At 65.2% G+C, this 18,072-nt stretch carries 12 protein-coding genes and 1 riboswitch; of the genes, 6 read left to right on the top strand and 6 right to left on the bottom strand.

The genetic code is table 11. The features are described 5' to 3' along the window. Positions 1-46 precede the first annotated feature (46 nt). Entirely contained in the window at positions 47-919 is an 873-nt protein-coding gene (locus LDJ84_RS24615; protein ID WP_024762670.1) for a hypothetical protein, read from the top strand. 193 nt (positions 920-1,112) lie between these two features. On the opposite strand, the gene LDJ84_RS24620 is transcribed toward LDJ84_RS24615, so the two are convergent. The 4 genes from LDJ84_RS24620 to LDJ84_RS24635 all read right to left on the bottom strand — a co-directional run bounded on the left by LDJ84_RS24620 (position 1,113) and on the right by LDJ84_RS24635 (position 9,410). Next, positions 1,113-3,839, bottom strand: a complete 2,727-nt coding sequence (locus LDJ84_RS24620) for a LuxR C-terminal-related transcriptional regulator (protein ID WP_226045548.1) — start codon at positions 3,837-3,839, stop codon at positions 1,113-1,115. A 234-nt stretch (positions 3,840-4,073) separates the two neighbouring features. Further along, a complete protein-coding gene (locus tag LDJ84_RS24625; protein ID WP_024762668.1) occupies positions 4,074-5,441 on the bottom strand; it encodes a DUF1329 domain-containing protein in 1,368 nt (455 codons plus the stop codon). Positions 5,442-5,596: 155 nt separating this feature from the next. Next, positions 5,597-7,519 (bottom strand): DUF1302 domain-containing protein, encoded by a 1,923-nt coding sequence (locus tag LDJ84_RS24630; RefSeq protein WP_024762667.1) that lies wholly within the window; start codon positions 7,517-7,519, stop codon positions 5,597-5,599. A gap of 208 nt (positions 7,520-7,727) precedes the next feature. After that, positions 7,728-9,410, bottom strand: a complete 1,683-nt coding sequence (locus tag LDJ84_RS24635; RefSeq protein WP_038803569.1) for a fatty acid--CoA ligase — start codon at positions 9,408-9,410, stop codon at positions 7,728-7,730. A 402-nt stretch (positions 9,411-9,812) separates the two neighbouring features. Here LDJ84_RS24635 and LDJ84_RS24640 point away from each other — a divergent pair, with 402 nt between their 5' ends. After that, a complete protein-coding gene (locus LDJ84_RS24640; RefSeq protein ID WP_065084506.1) occupies positions 9,813-10,988 on the top strand; it encodes a thiolase family protein in 1,176 nt (391 codons plus the stop codon). Between the two features lie 77 nt (positions 10,989-11,065). Here the strand turns inward: LDJ84_RS24640 and LDJ84_RS24645 are convergent, their stop codons facing one another. After that, positions 11,066-11,695 (bottom strand): LysE family translocator, encoded by a 630-nt coding sequence (locus LDJ84_RS24645; RefSeq protein WP_226045549.1) that lies wholly within the window; start codon positions 11,693-11,695, stop codon positions 11,066-11,068. An 86-nt stretch (positions 11,696-11,781) separates the two neighbouring features. Continuing rightward, a complete protein-coding gene (locus tag LDJ84_RS24650; RefSeq protein ID WP_226045550.1) occupies positions 11,782-13,248 on the bottom strand; it encodes a DUF1266 domain-containing protein in 1,467 nt (488 codons plus the stop codon). A 219-nt stretch (positions 13,249-13,467) separates the two neighbouring features. Between LDJ84_RS24650 and LDJ84_RS24655 the strand changes: the two genes are divergently transcribed. The 4 genes from LDJ84_RS24655 (at position 13,468) to LDJ84_RS24670 (ending at position 17,826) form a co-directional block, all read left to right on the top strand. Next, the gene (locus LDJ84_RS24655) at positions 13,468-14,433 is read left to right on the top strand and encodes a 2-hydroxyacid dehydrogenase (protein WP_226045551.1); all 966 of its coding nucleotides are present in this window, start codon (positions 13,468-13,470) and stop codon (positions 14,431-14,433) included. Further along, the gene (locus LDJ84_RS24660) at positions 14,430-15,194 is read left to right on the top strand and encodes a DUF1835 domain-containing protein (protein ID WP_226045552.1); all 765 of its coding nucleotides are present in this window, start codon (positions 14,430-14,432) and stop codon (positions 15,192-15,194) included. Before LDJ84_RS24655 ends, LDJ84_RS24660 begins: the two co-directional genes overlap by 4 nt. 52 nt (positions 15,195-15,246) lie before the next feature. Next, positions 15,247-16,248 (top strand): class I SAM-dependent methyltransferase, encoded by a 1,002-nt coding sequence (locus LDJ84_RS24665; RefSeq protein WP_226045553.1) that lies wholly within the window; start codon positions 15,247-15,249, stop codon positions 16,246-16,248. A gap of 120 nt (positions 16,249-16,368) precedes the next feature. Then, positions 16,369-17,826 (top strand): amino acid permease, encoded by a 1,458-nt coding sequence (locus LDJ84_RS24670; RefSeq protein ID WP_024762661.1) that lies wholly within the window; start codon positions 16,369-16,371, stop codon positions 17,824-17,826. Positions 17,827-17,870: 44 nt separating this feature from the next. Then, positions 17,871-18,064, top strand: a riboswitch (yybP-ykoY riboswitch). Positions 18,065-18,072 lie beyond the last annotated feature (8 nt).

Consider the following 18,072-nt stretch of genomic DNA (forward strand, 5'->3'; position numbering starts at 1 on the left):
CTGGTTAACCTAGCCCGACCCGCCCTCGCGCAAGGAAAGCCCGTTCGTGCCGATCCTGACTCGCCGTTCGCTGTGGCCGCTGGCCGTGCTGTTGCTGCTCCTGTGCCGCCCGGCCCTGTCCGCCGATCTCTATTACCTGGGCCAGAAGATTCCCGACATCCAGCGCAACTGGACCAGCGCCGACTACCAGGTGCTGATCGACGCGCTGAAGAAGATCGACGAGACCCAGGTCAACGGCCTGCCCCGTCGCAGCGGCGAGTTCACCGGGCCGATCTACCAGCGCATGGTCAGCGAGGAAAATTTCCGCCCGCAGCTGAACATCTACGCGCCGCTGGAGCTGCGGCAGAACGAGGCGCGCGAGGTGCTGTTCAAGCTCAAGGAGCTGATGCGCCTGTACTTCAACTTCCGCGCCGCCAAGCAGCCCTACGGTGCCGAGGCGCTGGGCCTGATGAGCTACTCGCTGCGCGAACAGGCGATCCTGTTCAACCTGACGGTGGAGTTCTGGATGACCCTGGCACAGAGCGAGCAGCGCAACCCGGTACGCCTGCAGGGCATGCAGGAAGCCAAGGCCGCCGCCTCGATGCTCACCAGCAGCGCGCTGGACTACCTCGGCCTGACTGCCCAGTTCGATCGCCAGGACCTGGTGCTCTACAGCGCCGAACTGGCAAAGCAGTTGCCTGAACTCTTCATCCACCTGCCGCCGGAAGTGCGCGTGCAACTGCTGATGCGCGTGGATGAACTGGCGCAGAAGCACGCCTACCCAGAGGTGCGCGAGAACATGCGCGACCTGCTGCCGGTGCTGCAGGCGATCCAGGCGGATGTTCAGAAACAGCTGGCCGCGCCAGCCAAGGGGCAGGCCGCGCCCAAGGGATTGGATTTGAGTGCGCCGGCGGAGGCGGAGAAGAAGAAGGGGATGTGAGCCTGGAGCCAGCGGATCGCTGTTTAGATAGCTGAAGATCAGCCCAGCATCGGAGCCCACGGCTCGGCACCCTCACTCCAGCCCTATCCCAGAGGGAGAGGGAGCCGTTCGCGCCGGCTGATGCCTTGGCCACTCCCTGCTCCGATCAGTCCCCTCTCCCTTAGGGAGAGGGGAAACCCAGGTAGAGGAGCTCCTATCGCAGCAACCCCATCTCCTTCGCCCGCGCCACCGCCTGGGTACGACGTTCCACGCCGAGCTTGTCGTTGATGTGCCGGGCATGGCTCTTCACGGTATGCAGGGAAATGAACAGGCGATCGCTGATCTCCTGGTTCGAGCAGCCCTGGGCGATCAGTTCCAGCACGGCCAGCTCACGGCCGCTGAGGCAGTCGGTGAGCGTCGTGCTGCGCTCCGGTGCCGCCGGCAAGCGTTCACGCAGGGCCTCGATGGCTGGCGAGGTGACCCGCACGGCCAGTTGCTCGCGCAGCCATTCCGGATGTTGCTGCAGCACTTCCTGAAGCGGGATCGTCAGGCCGGCGGCCAGGCCGCTCAGGCACTCGCCCAACTCGAAGGAAGCCTCGCGCTCGCGGCCATCCTGCAGCAGCAAGGCAACCAGCTGGCCCTGGGCAAAGCGCGCCTGCAACTGCGCACCACCTTGCAGGGCGCCGCTGGCCACGGCTCGCAGGCGTGCTTCGGCCTCGGCCATACGGCCTTCGCGGCGCTCCAGTTGGGCCTGGAGCATTTCCACATTGCGCGGCAGCTGCGGCGAGCATTCCGGTGGCGTGGCCGGCTCGGCGCCGGTGTAGGTGTCGCGCAGACGCTCCAGCCAGGCACTGGCCAGTTCGACCTGGCCCTGGCCGAGCCAGAGCTCGCATTTGATCAGGGTGATGGCCGACAGGTAATAGACCGGCGGCACGTCCCAGACATGCATCATCCGCTCGACCTCGGCGAGGTGGGCGAAGGCACGGGTGTAGTTGCCCAGCCGCCCCTCCAGACTTGCCAGCACGCAGAAGCCGATCACCAGGCTGATGTCGCGGCAGGCGCGGGCTTCCTCGATGCCGGCCTTGAGGCACTTGCGTGCCTCGTCCGGTTGCAGCGCGAGGCTGCGCAGGTAGCCCTGGTAAAGCATCAGCCGGCCACGCACGGCATAGCGCCGCTGCGAGGACAGACCGGAAAGCCGCGCCAGCCCCTGGCGCACTTCGTCTTCGGCACGCAGCACTTCACCGCGTGCTTGCAGTACGCGGGCACGGTCGTAATGGACCATGGCCTCGAACAGCGGATTGCCGAAGCGCTGCGCCAGCTCCAGCGCTTCTCTGTTGAGGCCGCGCGCGCGCCACAGATCGTCGCGCACGATGGCCAGGTTGCTCAGCGTCGACAGGCACAACAGGCGCGGGCCGAAGCGTTCCGGGCCAAGGCCGTGCATGGCCTCTTCGCAGTGGCGCTCGGCCGCATCGATCTCGCCGCGGCCACGGGCAATCACTCCGGCCAGAGCCTGCCATTGCGCCAGCAGATCGCGCTGGGCCGTGGCATCGGCGGCGGGCAGGAAGCGCGACAGCTGCGTAGCCAGTTCCTCCGCCGCATCCAGCTGGCAGGCCAGCGCCAGCGCCCAGCTGTACAGCACGATCAGACGCGGCGTGCTGGCCAGCAGGCTGTCGGGCAGGTCCATCTTCCAGCGCAGCAGCGTGGCGACGTTCTGCTCGGCCAGCAGTTGTTCTTCGGAAAGGCTCTGTACCAGGCTCGCCGCGACTTCCGGATGGCCGGCGCGCAGGGCCTGCTCCACCGCGTCATCGAACAGTCCCTGGGCGCTGAACCAGCGGCACGCGCGAAGGTGCAGCGCAGCGGTGGACGGCCCTGAGCCAGGCAGCGGGCGCGCCAGCAGAAGGTCGGAGAACAGGTGGTGATAACGGAACCACTGGCCTTGCTCGTCCAGCGGCACGAGGAACACCTGGTGCTGCTGTAGATGGCGCAGGATCGATGCGCTGTCGTGTGCGTCACGCAGCGCGTCGCAAAGCTCGGCAGAGAAGCGTTCGAAACGCGCGGTCTGGGCCAGGAATACCTGGACCTCCGGCGACTGCTTGTCGATCACCTCCTCCAATAGATAGTCGCGGATCAGTTCCTCCGCGCCATGCACCGAAAGATCGGGCACGTTCGCCGCCAGTTCGTCGCCATGGGCCAGCAGCCACAGGCGCAGGCCGGCGATCCAGCCTTCACTGCGCTCGACGAGGTTGTCCAGGGCGTTGTCGTCGAGCTGGGCGCCGCTTGCCGAGACCAGTTGCGCGGTTTCCTCGACGGTCAGGCGCAGGTCCTGTTCGGTGAACTCCAGCAGTTGCCGCGACAGGCGCAGGCGCGCGAGGTGCCAGTCCGGCCGCTGGCGGCTGGTGACCAGCACGACCAGGCCGGCGGGCTGGTGATTGAGGAGGAACTGCAGGCAGCGGTCGAGCACCGCGCCCTGGGCCAGGTGGTAGTCGTCCAGTACCAGCAGCAATGGGCGGTCGACGGACAGGCTGCCGACCAGTTCATCGAGCAAGTCATCGAGCCAGGATTCGAAAGCGAACGGCTGGTGGCGCTGGCGCATTTTCAGCAGCGCCAGGGCTTCTTCACCGAGGGTGGGGAAATGCAGGCGCAGGCCTTCGAGCAGGCGTTCGAGGAATCGGCCGGGGTCACTGTCCCTGCCACTGAGCCCCAGCCACAGACTGCGCCATTGGCTTTCCAGGGTCTGACAGAATTCGATGGCCAGCGAGCTCTTGCCGAATCCGGCCGGCGCGGACACCAGTATCAGCCGCCCCTCCAGCCCGGCGGCCATGCGCTGACAAAGCTGCGAGCGGGCGACGTGGCCATGCGGCAGCGGCGGCCGGAAGAAGCGGCTGCCGGCCGTGCTGGGGGGAATATCGGTCAGACTTGGCAGAGTCGAGAAGTCGGTCATCGGCCTGGCTCTTGCTCTAGCTCTTATCGCTATGTCAACGAAGGTCACACTGCCGTCCGAGCCTAGCCGCTCACGGCCAGGAATAGAAGTCGATTTTGTTACCTTTGCTCACAAGATGACTGGAATAAGTCCGACATTCTTCCCTCCATTCATCTGACAGATGATGCTCCATAAAAAAACCGGCCCGAAGGCCGGTCTTTTTTCACCGCGGAACCACCCGTGGGGATCGGGGGATCAGCGCACGCCTTCCTGGCGAAGCGCTGCCGGGGTGAAGTCGCTTTCCGAAGCGCTGTAGTTGAAGTCGTAGGCGGATTTCTCCTCGTTCTTCAGCCCCAGCACCAGGTAGCGGCCGGACAGCAGGTCATACAGGGTTTCCGCGGTGTACCACGGTACCTGGTAGTTGTAATAGTACTGGTTGAACGCCTCGGCTACGCGCCACAGGGTGCCACGACCGTCGTAGTGGTCGATTTCCACGGCCTGCCAGGTGTCTTCGTCGATGAAGAAGTCACGCTTGGCATAGATGTGGCGCTCGCCCGGTTTCAGGGTGGCGGTCACGTGCCATACGCGGTGCAGCTCGTAGCGGGTCAGGTCCTGGTTCAGGTGGCCGGGCTTGATGATGTCGGCGTACTTGAGCTTGGGATCATCGAGCTTGTAGTTGTTGTACGGAATGTACAGCTCCTGCTTGCCCACCAGTTTCCAGTCGTAGCGGTCCGGCGCGCCGTTGTACATGTCCAGGTTGTCGGAGGTACGCAGGCCGTCGGCGGCGGTACCCGGGCCGTCGTAGGAGACCTGCGGCGCACGGCGTACGCGGCGCTGACCGGCGTTGTACAGCCAGGCCAGGCGCGGTTCCTTCACCTGGTCGAGGGTCTCGTGCACCAGCAGCACGTTACCGGCCAGGCGCGCCGGGGCGGTTACACGCTGCTTGAAGTAGAACAGCACGTTGCTCGGCTTGCTGGCGTCGTAGTCCTTCAGGTCGGTGCGGAAGACGAATTCGTCCTGGAAGTACACCAGCGAGTAGGAACCGTTGACCTGCGGCGTGGCCTGGGTCACCAGACGGCGTACGTGGCCGCCACGGTAGCGGGTGATGTGGTTCCAGATGACTTCCAGGCCGTCCTTCGGAATCGGGAAGGGGTTAGCCGTCTGGAAGTTTTCCAGGCCGTTGCCGCCCTGCAGCAGTTTGGTATTGGTGGCGTTCTGCTTGGTCGCGGCGAGCACGCTGTCCGGCACGGTGGCGGTCCGGTGCGTCGGATACACCGGCATCTTGTAGGTGTCTGGGTAGCGCTTGAACATGGCCTGCTGGCCGGGGGTCAGCTTGGCCTTGTACTGATCCATGTTCTGCGCGGTGATGGTGAACAGCGGCTTCTCGTTGGCGAACGGGTCGCTGAGGAAACCCTTGCTGTCGGCGGTGCCGGCATTCTTGGGCAGGCCGCCGGTCCAGGCCGGGATGCTGCCGTCGGCGTTGCCGGCCTTTTCTGCGCCCATCGGAGTCAGGGTAGAACCCAGCTTCGCCGCTTCATCGGCAGAGACGGCCGCCATCACCTGGGAGGCGATGAGGCTGAGCGCCAGGGCGCCCGTGTGCAGCAGGATCTTTGTTGTTCTCATTCGTTTATCGTCCTCGTTGAGTCTTTGCCCACCGCGGTGGCCGCGCTTGCAAACGCGGTTCGCGGGTCTTGTCTGCTGCTCGCGCGGGGCGGGTCACCCCGCCCGCGCGGATGGCCCGCCACGCGGGCGGGCCGGTTGCCGGTTGAACGGCCGGCTTAGAAGGTCACACCGAAGCTCAGGCTGACGAAGTCACGATCGTCGACGGTGCTGTACTTGCCGTCGAAGTAGTTGGTGTAGGCCAGACTTGCGGTGTAGGTGTTCAGATAGTCGGCGTCGATACCCAGGCTGATCGCCTTGCGGCCTTCCTCGAAGTTGCCGCCAGGGCCGGGGGAGTAACCGTCCACGTCGTGCTGCCAGGCCACGTTGGGCTTGAGGTTCACACCGGCGAAGACGTCGTTGTAGTCCCAGATGGCGCGGGCGCGGTAGCCCCACGAGTCGGCAGTGGTAAAGCCTTCGCTTTCGCAGTTGCGGCTGACGTTGTTGGCGTTGGCGGTGCCCAGGGTGGAGATGTTGAGCGCTTCGCACGTCGGACGGCCGTTGAGGCTGCCGTTCAGCGGGCCAGGACCGAAGACCGGGTCACGGCCGTAGCGCGCCTTGTTCTGGCTTTCCAGGCCGCCGACGTGGGTCCAGCCAACTTCGCCCACCAGGGTCAGGCGCTCGGCGCCCATGACCTGGTCGAAGAAGTGGGTGAAGGTGGTCTGCAGTTGGGTAACTTCCTTGCGGCGGTAGCCATGCAGGTCCTGGCCGGCGGTGCCGGTCAGCACGGAGGCGTTGTCGTAGACGTGGTTGCCGCCGATGGACACCGGGTCCAGGCCGGAATACAGGATGTCGGTGGTGTTCAGTTGGACCGGGGCGTTCGGACGGTAGCTGATCTCGCCCTGCCACGCGGTGCCGGTGGGCAGCGTGGTGGAGAAGCTCAGGCCGTACAGACGGATGTCTTCGGGGTACTCGATGAAGTAGCTGGAGTTCCCCGCCATCGCCGCCGCGCCGGCTTGGGCCGCCAGGGACGGGCTGATCGCCGCGATGTTGGTGATCAACTGGTTGATCTGCGCCACCTTGGCGGTGTCGGCGCCACGGCCGCTGAAGATCGGCAAGCGGCTGTGGTAGTTCATATAGTAGCCGCCGAACTCGGTGTTCAGGCTGTCGGCGAAGTACTTCAGGGAGAAGCCGTACTGGCCGCTGTCGCGGGCGTCACGGTCCGGGCCACGGCGCACCACGATACCCTCGTTCCACGGCGAGGGAGTCAGGGCCAGGCTTGGGCCGAGCAAGGAGTTCAGGGTGTTGATCGATGCCTGATTGTTGGTCAGCACCGCCAGGTTCTGGGTGCAGCCATCAGCCACCACGTCCGGCTGGGAGAAGAAGGTGCCGCAGTTGTCGACCACCGTCTGGTCCCACTCCAGCTGATAGAAGCCTTCGGCGGAGAGGTTCTCGGTGAGGTTCTGCGACAGGTAGAACATGTTCACCGGCACCAGGGCTTCCTTGATCTCGGAGCCCGGGCGGCGGAAGGCGGTGACGTCGAACGGGTTGATCACGCTGATGCCGTTCTGGATGAAGGTACTTTCACCCCAGTTCACCACCTGCTTGCCCAGGCGCACGGTGCCCGGCAGGTCGGCGATGTTGTAGTTGTGATAGATGAAGGCGTCGAGAATCTCACCGCCGGAGGCCTGGGCGGCTTCCTTGCGGTTGTGGTCGGAGAGCGGCTTGAACTCGGTATTTTCGTCCTTCTGCTCGAAGTCATACCAGTACTTGCCACGTACGAACACGCCGGTGTCGCCGTACTTGAGTTCGAGGTCGTGGATGCCCTTGAAGATCTTGGAGAAGGTCTTGCCGGCCTTGTAGTTCAGGTGACCATCGTCGGAGGTCTGGGACAGGCCCTTGCCGCCGTTGTTCACGCCGATGAGATTGCTGTTGGGGTTCTGTGTCGACCAACTGGCCCCCACGGACAGCGTCGAGTCGAACGAGCCTTCGATTTCCCCGATGTTGAAGCTGACAGCGGAAGCGGGAGCCGCCAGCGAAGAAGCCAGGCTGACTGCCAGCGGCAACCGTGCCAGGCGCCAGATATGTTGCATGGTTTTCATCGACGCTACTCCATGTGTTTTTTGTTATGAGTAGTGGCGACTATATCCAGCGCCCCACAACGCTTGATCGCTCGAAAGTGTGATTTGTCTTACAAAGGCCCTGACTAGACGCTTGCGCAGGCCCCGAGGTGGCGTGATCACTGGGCTGCGCCGTGCCAAGCGCTTGCTTGGCACGGCCGCCCGCCAACCGTGACTTGCCGGTCGTCGGTCACACCGTGGAGAGGAAGGCGCTGCCGGCCTCCTGCCATTGGGCGATGTCTACCCGGATGCGCTTCTTGTCGAGCTTACCAACGCTTGTCTTGGGAACTTCAGTAACAACGGCGATCTGCGATGGAATCGCCCATTTGTTGATGTTGCCCTGCTCGACGAAAGGCTTGAGGTGCTCGCGCAGCCCCTTGGCATCCAGCGCGAGGCCATCGCGCAGCACCAGCAGGGCGAATGGGCGCTCGCCCCACTGCGGATCGGGCACGCCGACCACCGCCACTTCGCGCACCGCCGGGTGGCGGCTGATGAGGTCTTCAAGCTCCAGGGAGGACAGCCATTCGCCGCCGGTCTTGATCACATCCTTGATCCGGTCGCGGATATCGATGAAGCCCATGCCATCCAGGGTCGCCACGTCGCCGGTATGCATCCAGCCGCCGGTCCAGAGCTCCTCGCCTTTCTGCGGCTCCCGGAAGTAGCCCTGGGTCAGCCAGGGCGCGCGCAGCACCAGCTCGCCCTGGGATTCGCCGTCGGCCGGCAGGAATTCGCCGTGTTCATCCATGATCGCCGCCTCCACCAGCGGCACTGGCACACCGGCCTTGATGCGGTAGGTAGTGCGCTCGTCCTCGCTGCCGGCGCACAGTTCCTGGTTGAGGTAGCCACAGGAGATCAGCGGGCAGGTCTCGGACATCCCGTAAGCGGCGGTAAGCTGGATGCCGCGGGCCTTGGCGGCATCGTAGAGCGCTCGATTAAGGGCGCTGCCCCCGATAATGATCTTCAGCCCACCAAAGTCGTGATCCCTGGCGCTGGCGGCGTTGAGCATCATCTGCAGGATGGTCGGCACGCAGTGGGAGAAGGTCACCTTCTCCTCACGGATCAGCTTGCACAGCAGCTCCGGCTCGTAACGCCCCGGGTAAACCTGCTTCACCCCCAGCATGGTCGCCACGTACGGCACGCCCCAGGCGTGGACGTGGAACATCGGTGTGATTGGCATGTAGACGTCGTCGGTGCCCATCAGGCGGATGCTGTCCAGGCTGCCGATGGTCGAAGCCATGGCCAGGGTATGCAGCACCAGCTGACGGTGGGTGAAGTACACCCCCTTGGGGTTACCGGTGGTGCCGGTGGTATAGAAAGTGGTGGCCACCGAGTTCTCGTCGAAATCTGGGAACGCGTAGCGCGGACTGGCGGCAGCCAGCAGGGTCTCGTACTCACCGACACAGTTGGGCAGCGTGCTGGTCTTGTCCGCACCGTCGGTGATCAGCAGGGTCTTTTCCACCGTGGTCAATTGCCCAGCGATGCCCTGGTAGAGCGCGGCGAATTCGCTGTTGACCAGCACGAAGCGGTCGTCGGCGTGGTTCATGGTGTAGAGGATCTGGTCCGGCGAAAGACGGATATTGATGGTGTGCAGCACCGCGCCGATCATCGGGATGGCGAACATGCACTCCAGGTAACGGTGACTGTCCCAGTCCATCACCGCCACCGTGTCACCGGCCTTCACACCGGCGTCGGTCAGTACGTTGGCCAGTCGCGCCACACGCTCGTTGAACGTGGCATAGGTGTAACGCACGCTGTCGCGATAGACGATCTCCCTGCCCTTTTCATAACGACTGCCGGACAGCAGCAGGCTCTTGATCAACAACGGGTACTGATAGGCGTTCTGAGCAGCGGGGATGACGCGGGTTTTCAGCATGGCGTGCGCACTCTCAAGGCTGGATTTCGAGTTGAGTCTCATCAGGATGAGACCGACTCTAGAGCGCTGCGCCGAGCCATTCATCAGTCAAAAGAGTGATTTGCCGATGACTCTTTGGCGACATCCGGTCACGCGGTAGAATACTGACGCCCGGCCGTTCACGGCCGGTACCTTTACCCGGAGTCCGCGTAGGGCCTGCGAGCTAGAGCAGAACAAGGCGGAAGCAGGCGAGGGAGCGGGGTTTACATCTTGTAAATGAGCATGACTCGCTTCGCTCGCCCCTGCGGGGCCGCGCTGAAGCGCGTTAGCCGCAAGCGGCTTCCGAGCCTGCTTCCAACGCAGTTCTACCGATGCGCAGCCGGTCCTACGCGGACTCCTACAACAAGAGCGAAGAGGTTAGTCATGTCCGAGATCGTCATCGTCAGCGGCGCCCGTACTCCCATGGGCGGCTTCCAGGGCAGCCTGTCCGGCGTTTCCGCCGTCGACCTGGGCGCCATCGCCATCCGCGAAGCCATCTCCCGTGCCGGCATCCAGCCCGAAGACGTGCAGGAAGTGATCATGGGCAACGTGTTGCCCGCCGGTCTGAAACAGGGCCCTGCCCGCCAGGCGTCGCTGAACGCCGGCCTGCCCGCCGCCACCGGCTGCACCACCATCAACAAGCTCTGCGGCTCCGGCATGAAAGCCGTGATGCTGGCCCACGACCTGCTCAAGGCGGGCACCAACAGCGTGATGGTCGCCGGCGGCATGGAAAGCATGTCCAATGCTCCCTACGTGATCGAGAAGGCCCGCACCGGCCTGCGCATGGGCCACGGCGAGATCAAGGACCACATGTTCCTCGACGGCCTGGAGGACGCCCGCACCGGCCGCCTGATGGGTTCTTTCGCCCAGGAAACTGCCGATAAGTACAACGTCACCCGCGAAGAGATGGACGCCTACGCCATCGAATCCCTGCAACGCGCCCAGGCCGCCATCAAGGACGGCTCGCTGGCCTCGGAAATCGTCCCGGTCACCGTCACCACCCGCAAGGGCGAGACCGTGGTGAAGGACGACGAGCAGCCACTGACCGCCAACCTGGACAAGATCCCCGGCCTGCGCCCGGCCTTCCGCAAGGACGGCACCATCACCGCCGCCAACGCCAGCTCCATCTCCGATGGCGCCTCCGCGCTGGTCCTGATGACCGCCGAAGAAGCCGCCCGCCGTGGCCTCAAGCCGCTGGCGAAAATCGTCGCCCACGCTACCCAGAGCCAGGACCCGGCCGAATTCACCCTGGCGCCCATCGGCGCCATGGCCAACCTGTTCAAGAAGGCCGGCTGGAGCAAGGACGACGTCGACCTCTTCGAGATCAACGAAGCCTTCGCCATGGTCACCATGCTCGCCATGCGCGAACACGGTCTGGACCACGCCAAGGTCAACGTTTACGGCGGCGCCTGCGCCCAGGGCCACCCGGTCGGTTCCACCGGCTCGCGGATCATCGTTACCCTGATCAACGCCCTGCAGAAAAAGGGCGGCAAGCGTGGCGTGGCCTCGCTGTGCATTGGCGGCGGCGAAGCTACCGCGGTGGCGATCGAATTGGTCTGATACTTCGTCAGGCATGAAAAAAGGGGCGCCTCGGGCGCCCCTTTTTCATTCGGAACAAAGCATTCCTGCAGGAGCGTTCAGCGCAACTCGGTGAAGGCCAGCTTGATCCCCAGGCCGATCAGTACCACGCCCATCAGCCGGTCGAACCAGTGGCCCATGCGAGCGAAACCGGCGCGCACGCGTTGCTGGCTGAACAGCAGCGCCACCAGGCAGAACCACACCGCCGTGGCACAGGCCAGGTACACGCCATAACCGGCCTGGACCAGCAACGGCGTATGCGGGTTGATCACCACGGTGAACAGTGAAAGGAAGAACAGCGTGGCCTTGGGGTTCAGCCCGTTGGTGACGAAACCGGCGACATAGGCACCACGAGCCGAACGGGCGACCGGAGCCGCCATCGTCTCTGCCGCCGCCGGATCAGCCGGGCGCGCACGCAAAGCCTTGAAGCCGATGTACAGCAGATAGGCCGCTGCCAGCCATTTCAGTGCGTTGAACAGCACGATCGACTGCGACACGATCAGGCCGATGCCCAGCAGCGAGTAGGTGACGTGGAGGAAGATCGCGCTACCCACGCCCAGTGCCGTCCAGGTGCCGGCACGGCGGCCGTGGGTCACGCTCTCGCGCACCACCACGGCGAAATCCGGGCCGGGGCTGGCCACCGCCAGCAGGTGAATGAACGCCACCGTGAGAAATTCCGCCCAGTACATCGCACCTCCGAACAACCGCCGAGAAAAGCTCATCTTCTATACGAAGCGACGGGCAACCGACAAGCCGCTGGCAGGAGACGCGGAAACTAGCGCGCGCCGGCGTGGCCAAGAGCGTGCAGCAGCGGAAGCTGACGCAGCGGGCAGGCCTGCCAGGGCGAAAGATAGTCGGCGAAAGGGCTGATGCCGTCCAGCAGTTCCATGCCGCTACGGATGAGGCGCTTGCCGACCTCCCAATCCTCGTTGGCCAGGGCATGGCCGAGCACCATCGAGATCAGGTATTGCTCCCAGCAATCGAACGCCGCACGGGCCTGACGAGCCATGTGGCGCAGGGCATTCCAGAGTGTCTCTTCATCCAGCAACCCAGCACTGAAAGCCAGCCGCGCACCGAAGGCTGCACGCTCCAGATCGTAGGCCAGCAGGGTCTGACAGTCCTCGATCATCTCCGGATCGTGCCCGGCCTTGAGCAATGCCCGCCGCGCCTGCTCGAAGCGCGCCCCACAGGCCACTCCGTCAGTTTTCCGCTTACCACCCACGGTGCCCAGTTGTCCTAGCAAGGGGTCCAGCTTCAGTCGGCTGCCATGGTCCATCAGCCACTCCATACGCTGGAGAACGCCATTCTGGTCGGTGGCGTTCCAACGTTCGGCGAGCCAGGCCCGGTTCAGTTCCCGTTCATGGTCCGCGATCGCCAGGGAATCGGCACGCGCGCCGCCACTGGTAGCGATCAGCGCCCCGAAGGCGAGCAGTGCCCGCCGCGCAGGGAGGCCGGGCCTTTCGACCGGGTGTTCCGAGTGCAGGACCACCTCGGCCACCTGTATGCCCGCCAGCGGATGCGCCTGCCACAGGCCAGCCACCGCATTGCCTTTACGCCTCTCCCCCATGAGCTCCTTGAACGCACGGATCGCCAACGCAGTCTGTTGCCCGTCGCGCAGCAGGGTTGCCCGTCCCAGCACGAAGGAGGCGGCGTAGTCCTGCCAGTTGGCGAAGCTGCGGATCGCCGCGTCGGCAACCCAGGCCAGGGTCAACCAGGCCTCGGCTTCGGTGAGGTATCCACAGGCACGGCAGCGACGTGCCAGCCAGGCGATGCATTCGTAGTCATGGGCCGCCATCGACAAGTGACACGGCAACGTCAGGCCGGCCTTGACCCAGGCCTGCTTCGCCCGCTGCCAGCGCAACCGCTGCTCACCGTCGAAAGCACTGGATTCATTGCGCTGCAGTCGCTGAAAGTCACCGTCCAGTTGCTGGCCATGGGCTTCGAGCAACATATCCTGCAAGGTGCTGCGAGCCGAACCGGCATCGTCTATGCCCCAGCATTCACCCAGTTCCCTGTCCAGGCCGGCGGCGACCTCCGAGCACTCGCCAGCCAGCGAATGCCCAAGCGCCCCGTTACAGGCTGCCATCAGTGCGCCGAAGCACAGCAGGGGCTCGGGGCCAGCCGGGGTACTCGGTCGGCGCCGCCGCGCCCGTGGACCGGGAAAATGCCCATCACCGCGCAGCCCGACGCGTGCGCCGAGCGCCCGGATAGCTGTGAGGCTGGAAAGAATCCATCCCATCATCGCGACTCACCTCAGGATTTCGATGAGTGCAATCTACGAAGCCGTTGACGCTTGGCAGATGAGGGAAAACTGAAACGCCCGTCAGACTTTTCAATCAAACATCTACCATCAAAGCAAGACAGCCCAGCCGTGCACGTGCGGGAAGCGCGGGTTGTCCGCAACGGCGGTTGTGCCGAGAATCCCCCTCATCCCGCCCTTCCGATCAAGGTGTCATCGCTCATGAATCCTGCTCGCGCCGTCTTCCTCGACCATGCCTCCCTCGACCTCGGTGACCTCGACCTCGCGCCGCTGCGCGCACCTTTCGGCGAACTGGTCCTGCACGGGCGCAGCGAGACTCAGCAGGTGGCCGAGCGGCTGCAGGGCGCACAGGTGGCGATCAGCAACAAGGTTCGCATCACTGCCGAGGTGTTCGAGCAATGCCCGGACCTCCAACTGGTCCTGGTGGCCGCCACCGGCACCAACAACGTCGACCTTGAGGCCGCGCGCCAGCACGGCGTGACCGTGAGCAATTGCCAGGGCTACGGCACCCCGTCGGTGGCCCAGCACACTCTGATGCTGCTGCTCGCCCTGGCCACCCGCCTGCCGGATTACCAGGCGGCGATCCGCGAAGGCCGCTGGCAGAAGGCGCCGCAGTTCTGCCTGCTGGACTTTCCCATCGTCGAACTGGAGGGCAAGACCCTCGGCCTGCTCGGCCACGGCGAACTGGGCGGCGCGGTGGCGAAGCTGGCCGAAGCCTTCGGCATGCGCGTGCTGCTCGGCGCCCTGCCCGGCCGCCCACCACGCGCCGATCGCCTGGCGCTGGACGACCTGCTGCCGCAGGTGGATGCCCTCACCCTGCATTGCCCGCTGACCGACGCCACGCGCAACCTGATCGGCCAGCGCGAGTTGGACCTGATGAAACCCGGCGCCTTCCTGATCAACACCGCCCGCGGCGGGCTGGTGAACGAACAGGCGCTCGCCGACACCCTGCGTCGCGGCCATCTGGGCGGTGCGGCCTTCGACGTGCTCAGCGTGGAGCCGCCCAAGGACGGCAACCCGCTGCTGGCCGGCGATATCCCGCGTTTCATCCTCACCCCGCACAGCGCCTGGGGCAGCCGCGAGGCACGGCAGCGCATCGTCGGCCAGTTAAGCGAGAACGCCGCCGGCTTCTTTGCCGGCGAGCCGCGCCGGGTGGTGGCGCCATGAGCCTGCACCTGGTTTGCGGCGACGGCGCCGCCGATGCCCTGCGCCGCGCGGTCGAAGCAGGCGTGCTGACCGAGAAGAAAATCCGCGTGATGCCGGACGACCTGGCCGTCGGCCCGCTGAGTGACGTCGACACCCCGCCCTGCCAGCAACGCGCCGCGTTCTGGCACGAACTGGGCGGCGACGCCCTGCAGAACCGGGAAATCGCCATCGAGATGGCCACCGAAGTGAACTGGCTGCGCAGCCCCGACGTACCCGCCGTCACCCTCTGGCACGGCGACAGCGCCAGCGAGCAATTGCTGCTGCGGCGCGTCTGCGCGCTGCTACCCGCGCACGTCACCCTGCGCAGCGTTGGCGCTGGCAGCGGCCAGTGCCGCAGCGAGGACCGCCACGCCATCGCCATGCTCAAACCCGAGGAACTGGCCAACGCCCTGGCCGGCAGTCATGAACTGGAAGCCACCGAGCGCCAGCGCCTGGGCGCGGACTGGCAGCGTGCGCTGCTTGAGAACGCCGAGTTGCGCCTGTGGCTCGATGGCCAGTTGAGCGGCACCGGTTACGCACATATCGACCGCATCCTCCTGGACAGCGCCAGCGAGTCCTGGCGCCCGGTGCAATCGCTGATCGGGCCGACCATGGCTTACGTCGACGGCCTGTTCGTCAGCGACCTGCTGGCCGCCTGGCGCCTGCGCGCACAAGTCGCGGCCGGCGCCCTGGAACTGCGTGGCGAGGACTTCTGGAAGAACGCCGAGGTGCGGCTCGCCTAGGCTCGGCCGCGGCAGCCCTGCTAAACTCGCGCCCTTTTTTCGAGGAGGCCGCATGTCCAACGCCCCCACCAGTGAAGTGCTGCTGCGCCAGATCGAGCGCTTCCAGGGCCGCGTCCTGCTCGCCGGCCTGCCCGCCGACGCCCTGCTCGGCGACCTGCCGCAGGCGCAAGGCTGGAGTTGGCACGCCGGCGAGGCCCGACAGCTCGAAGCCCGCTACGCCGGCCGTTGCCACTTCGGCGCCACACCGCCCGAGGGCCAGTTCGACGCCGCTGTGCTGTTCCTGCCCAAGTCCCGCGAACTGACCGATTACCTGCTGGCCGCGCTGGCCAGCTGCGTGGCGGACGGCGAGCTGTACCTGGTCGGCGAGAAACGTGCCGGTGTCGAGCGCGCCAGCAAGCAGCTCGGCGAATTCGGCCGCGCCAGCAAGCTCGACAGCGCTCGCCACTGCCAGCTGTGGCACACGCACATCGACGGCGCCCCGGCAGCGCCCGACCTGCATGCCCTCGCGCAACGCTATGAACTGCCGCTGGCCGACGGCCCGCTGCACGTCATCACCCTGCCCGGCGTGTTCAGCCATGGCCGCCTGGATCGCGGCAGCGCCCTGCTGCTGGAGCACCTGGACAATCTGCCCGTCGGCCACCTGCTGGACTTCGGCTGTGGCGCAGGCGTGCTCGGCGCGACGCTCAAGCGACGTTATCCACAAAGCCGGCTGACCTTGCTGGACGTCGACGCCTTCGCCGTCGAAAGCAGCCGCCTGACCCTGGCTGCCAACGGACTGGAAGGCGAGGTGATTGCTGGCGACGGCATCGACGCCGCGCCAAGCGATCTCGCCGCCATCGTCACCAACCCGCCCTTCCACCAGGGCGTGCACACCAGCTACGCCGCCACCGAACACCTGCTGCGCCAGTCTGCCCGCCACCTGGCGCCCGGCGGCGAGCTGCGCCTGGTGGCCAACAGCTTCCTGAAATACCCGCCGCTGATCGAACAGCACCTGGGCCCCTGCCGCACCCTGGCCGAGGCCGACGGCTTCCGACTCTACAGCGCCCGGCGCTGATCCCAGGCTCGCACTACACTCCACCGAGCCTGCCCGGATCGGCGCATCGCCGCTCGCCCTGAACTATCGAGGACACCCGTGAATCGCAGAATCAAAGACGACGTCGAACTGACATTCGCCATGGGGCCGAAAGAGAAGCCGCATCACCTCAAGCGCTCTCTCAAGCCACGCCACCTGAACATGATCGCCATCGGCGGCTCCATCGGCACCGGGTTGTTCGTCGCCTCCGGCAGCACCATCGCCACCGCAGGCCCCGGCGGTGCGCTGCTGGCCTACGCGCTGATCGGGCTGATGGTGTTCTTCCTCATGACCAGCCTCGGCGAACTGGCGGCCTACATTCCCGATTCCGGCTCGTTCTGCACCTATGGCAGCCGCTTCATCGACGATGGCTTCGGCTTCGCCATGGGCTGGAACTACTGGTACAACTGGGCGGTGACCATTGCCGCCGAGCTGGTGGCGGCGCAGCTGGTGATGAAATTCTGGTTCCCGGAAGTCTCGGGCATGTACTGGAGCGCCGGCTTCCTGGGCATCATGTTCATGCTCAACTTCTTCTCGGTGAAGGGTTTCGGCGAAAGCGAATTCTGGTTCGCGCTGATCAAGGTCGTAGCCGTGGTGGTCTTCATCGGCATCGGCCTGGCCAGCATCATCGGCATCATGCATGGCATCGACAGCCCCGGCTTCAGCAACTTCACCACCGGTGATGCGCCCTTCGTCGGCGGCCTGCAGGCGATGATCGGGGTGGCGATGATCGCCGGATTCTCGTTCCAGGGCACCGAGCTGATCGGCGTCGCCGCCGGTGAATCGGAGAATCCGCAGAAGTCCATTCCCATCGCCATCCGCCAGGTGTTCTGGCGAATCCTGATGTTCTACATCCTGTCGATCTTCGTCATCGGCATGCTGATTCCCTACACCGATCCGAACCTGCTCAAGACTGACAGCAGCGACATCAGCACCTCGCCCTTCACCCTGCTGTTCGAGCGTGCGGGCCTGGCGGCCGCGGCCGGCGTGATGAACGCGGTGATCCTCTCGGCGATTCTCTCGGCCGGCAACTCGGGCATGTACGCCTCCACCCGGATGCTCTACACCATGGCCACCCAGGGCAAGGCGCCGCGAATGTTCACCCAGGTGTCCGAGAGCGGCGTGCCGCGCTACGCGCTGTACGCCACCACGCTGATCGGCGCGCTGTGCTTCCTCACCAGCTTCATCGGCGACAAGACCGTTTACACCTGGCTGCTCAACGCGTCGGGCATGTGCGGCTTCATCGTCTGGCTGGGCATCGCGGTGTCGCACTACCGCTTCCGCAAGGCCTTCGTCCTGCAAGGTGGCAACCTCGGCGACCTGCCCTACCGCGCCAAGTGGTTCCCCTTCGGCCCGCTGTTCGCGTTCGTCCTCTGCCTGATCATCACCCTGGGGCAGAACTACCAGGCCTTCGTCGGTGAGCACGTGGACTGGGCGGGACTGGTCGCCACCTACATCACCATCCCGCTGTTCCTCGCCATCTGGCTGGGCTATCGCTGGAAGAACGGCACCCGCTTCATCCGCTACGAAGACATGGACATTCGCCCCACCCGCGAATGATCCGACACGCAGGCTTGCCCAAGTCCCAGGACTTGGGCAGAATGCGCCCCGTCCTAGGGGAGTAGTCTCCCGCGAGCAACCCGCTCGCCCGGTACGCGTCAACACACTTGGTCCGCAGACCATGGCGCGTACGATCCAGGCCTGCAGCGTTCAGGCCGGGGTTTGACAAGACCTATGACACGAGCAACCTGACCCGGGGCGGGCAGGTGGCGCGTGTCATGGTGATTCGTCGACCCGCCCCTTAGG

The organism is Pseudomonas sp. HS-18, from assembly GCF_020401845.1.
GTDB lineage: Bacteria > Pseudomonadota > Gammaproteobacteria > Pseudomonadales > Pseudomonadaceae > Pseudomonas > Pseudomonas nitroreducens.

Coding starts and splice junctions, on each gene's coding strand:
- LDJ84_RS24620 (WP_226045548.1), bottom strand. CDS start 3,839: ATGACCGACTTCTCGACTCTGCCAAGTCTGACCGATATTCCCCCCAGC.
- LDJ84_RS24625 (WP_024762668.1), bottom strand. CDS start 5,441: ATGAGAACAACAAAGATCCTGCTGCACACGGGCGCCCTGGCGCTCAGC.
- LDJ84_RS24630 (WP_024762667.1), bottom strand. CDS start 7,519: ATGAAAACCATGCAACATATCTGGCGCCTGGCACGGTTGCCGCTGGCA.
- LDJ84_RS24635 (WP_038803569.1), bottom strand. CDS start 9,410: ATGCTGAAAACCCGCGTCATCCCCGCTGCTCAGAACGCCTATCAGTAC.
- LDJ84_RS24640 (WP_065084506.1), top strand. CDS start 9,813: ATGTCCGAGATCGTCATCGTCAGCGGCGCCCGTACTCCCATGGGCGGC.
- LDJ84_RS24645 (WP_226045549.1), bottom strand. CDS start 11,695: ATGTACTGGGCGGAATTTCTCACGGTGGCGTTCATTCACCTGCTGGCG.
- LDJ84_RS24650 (WP_226045550.1), bottom strand. CDS start 13,248: ATGATGGGATGGATTCTTTCCAGCCTCACAGCTATCCGGGCGCTCGGC.
- LDJ84_RS24655 (WP_226045551.1), top strand. CDS start 13,468: ATGAATCCTGCTCGCGCCGTCTTCCTCGACCATGCCTCCCTCGACCTC.
- LDJ84_RS24660 (WP_226045552.1), top strand. CDS start 14,430: ATGAGCCTGCACCTGGTTTGCGGCGACGGCGCCGCCGATGCCCTGCGC.
- LDJ84_RS24665 (WP_226045553.1), top strand. CDS start 15,247: ATGTCCAACGCCCCCACCAGTGAAGTGCTGCTGCGCCAGATCGAGCGC.
- LDJ84_RS24670 (WP_024762661.1), top strand. CDS start 16,369: ATGGGGCCGAAAGAGAAGCCGCATCACCTCAAGCGCTCTCTCAAGCCA.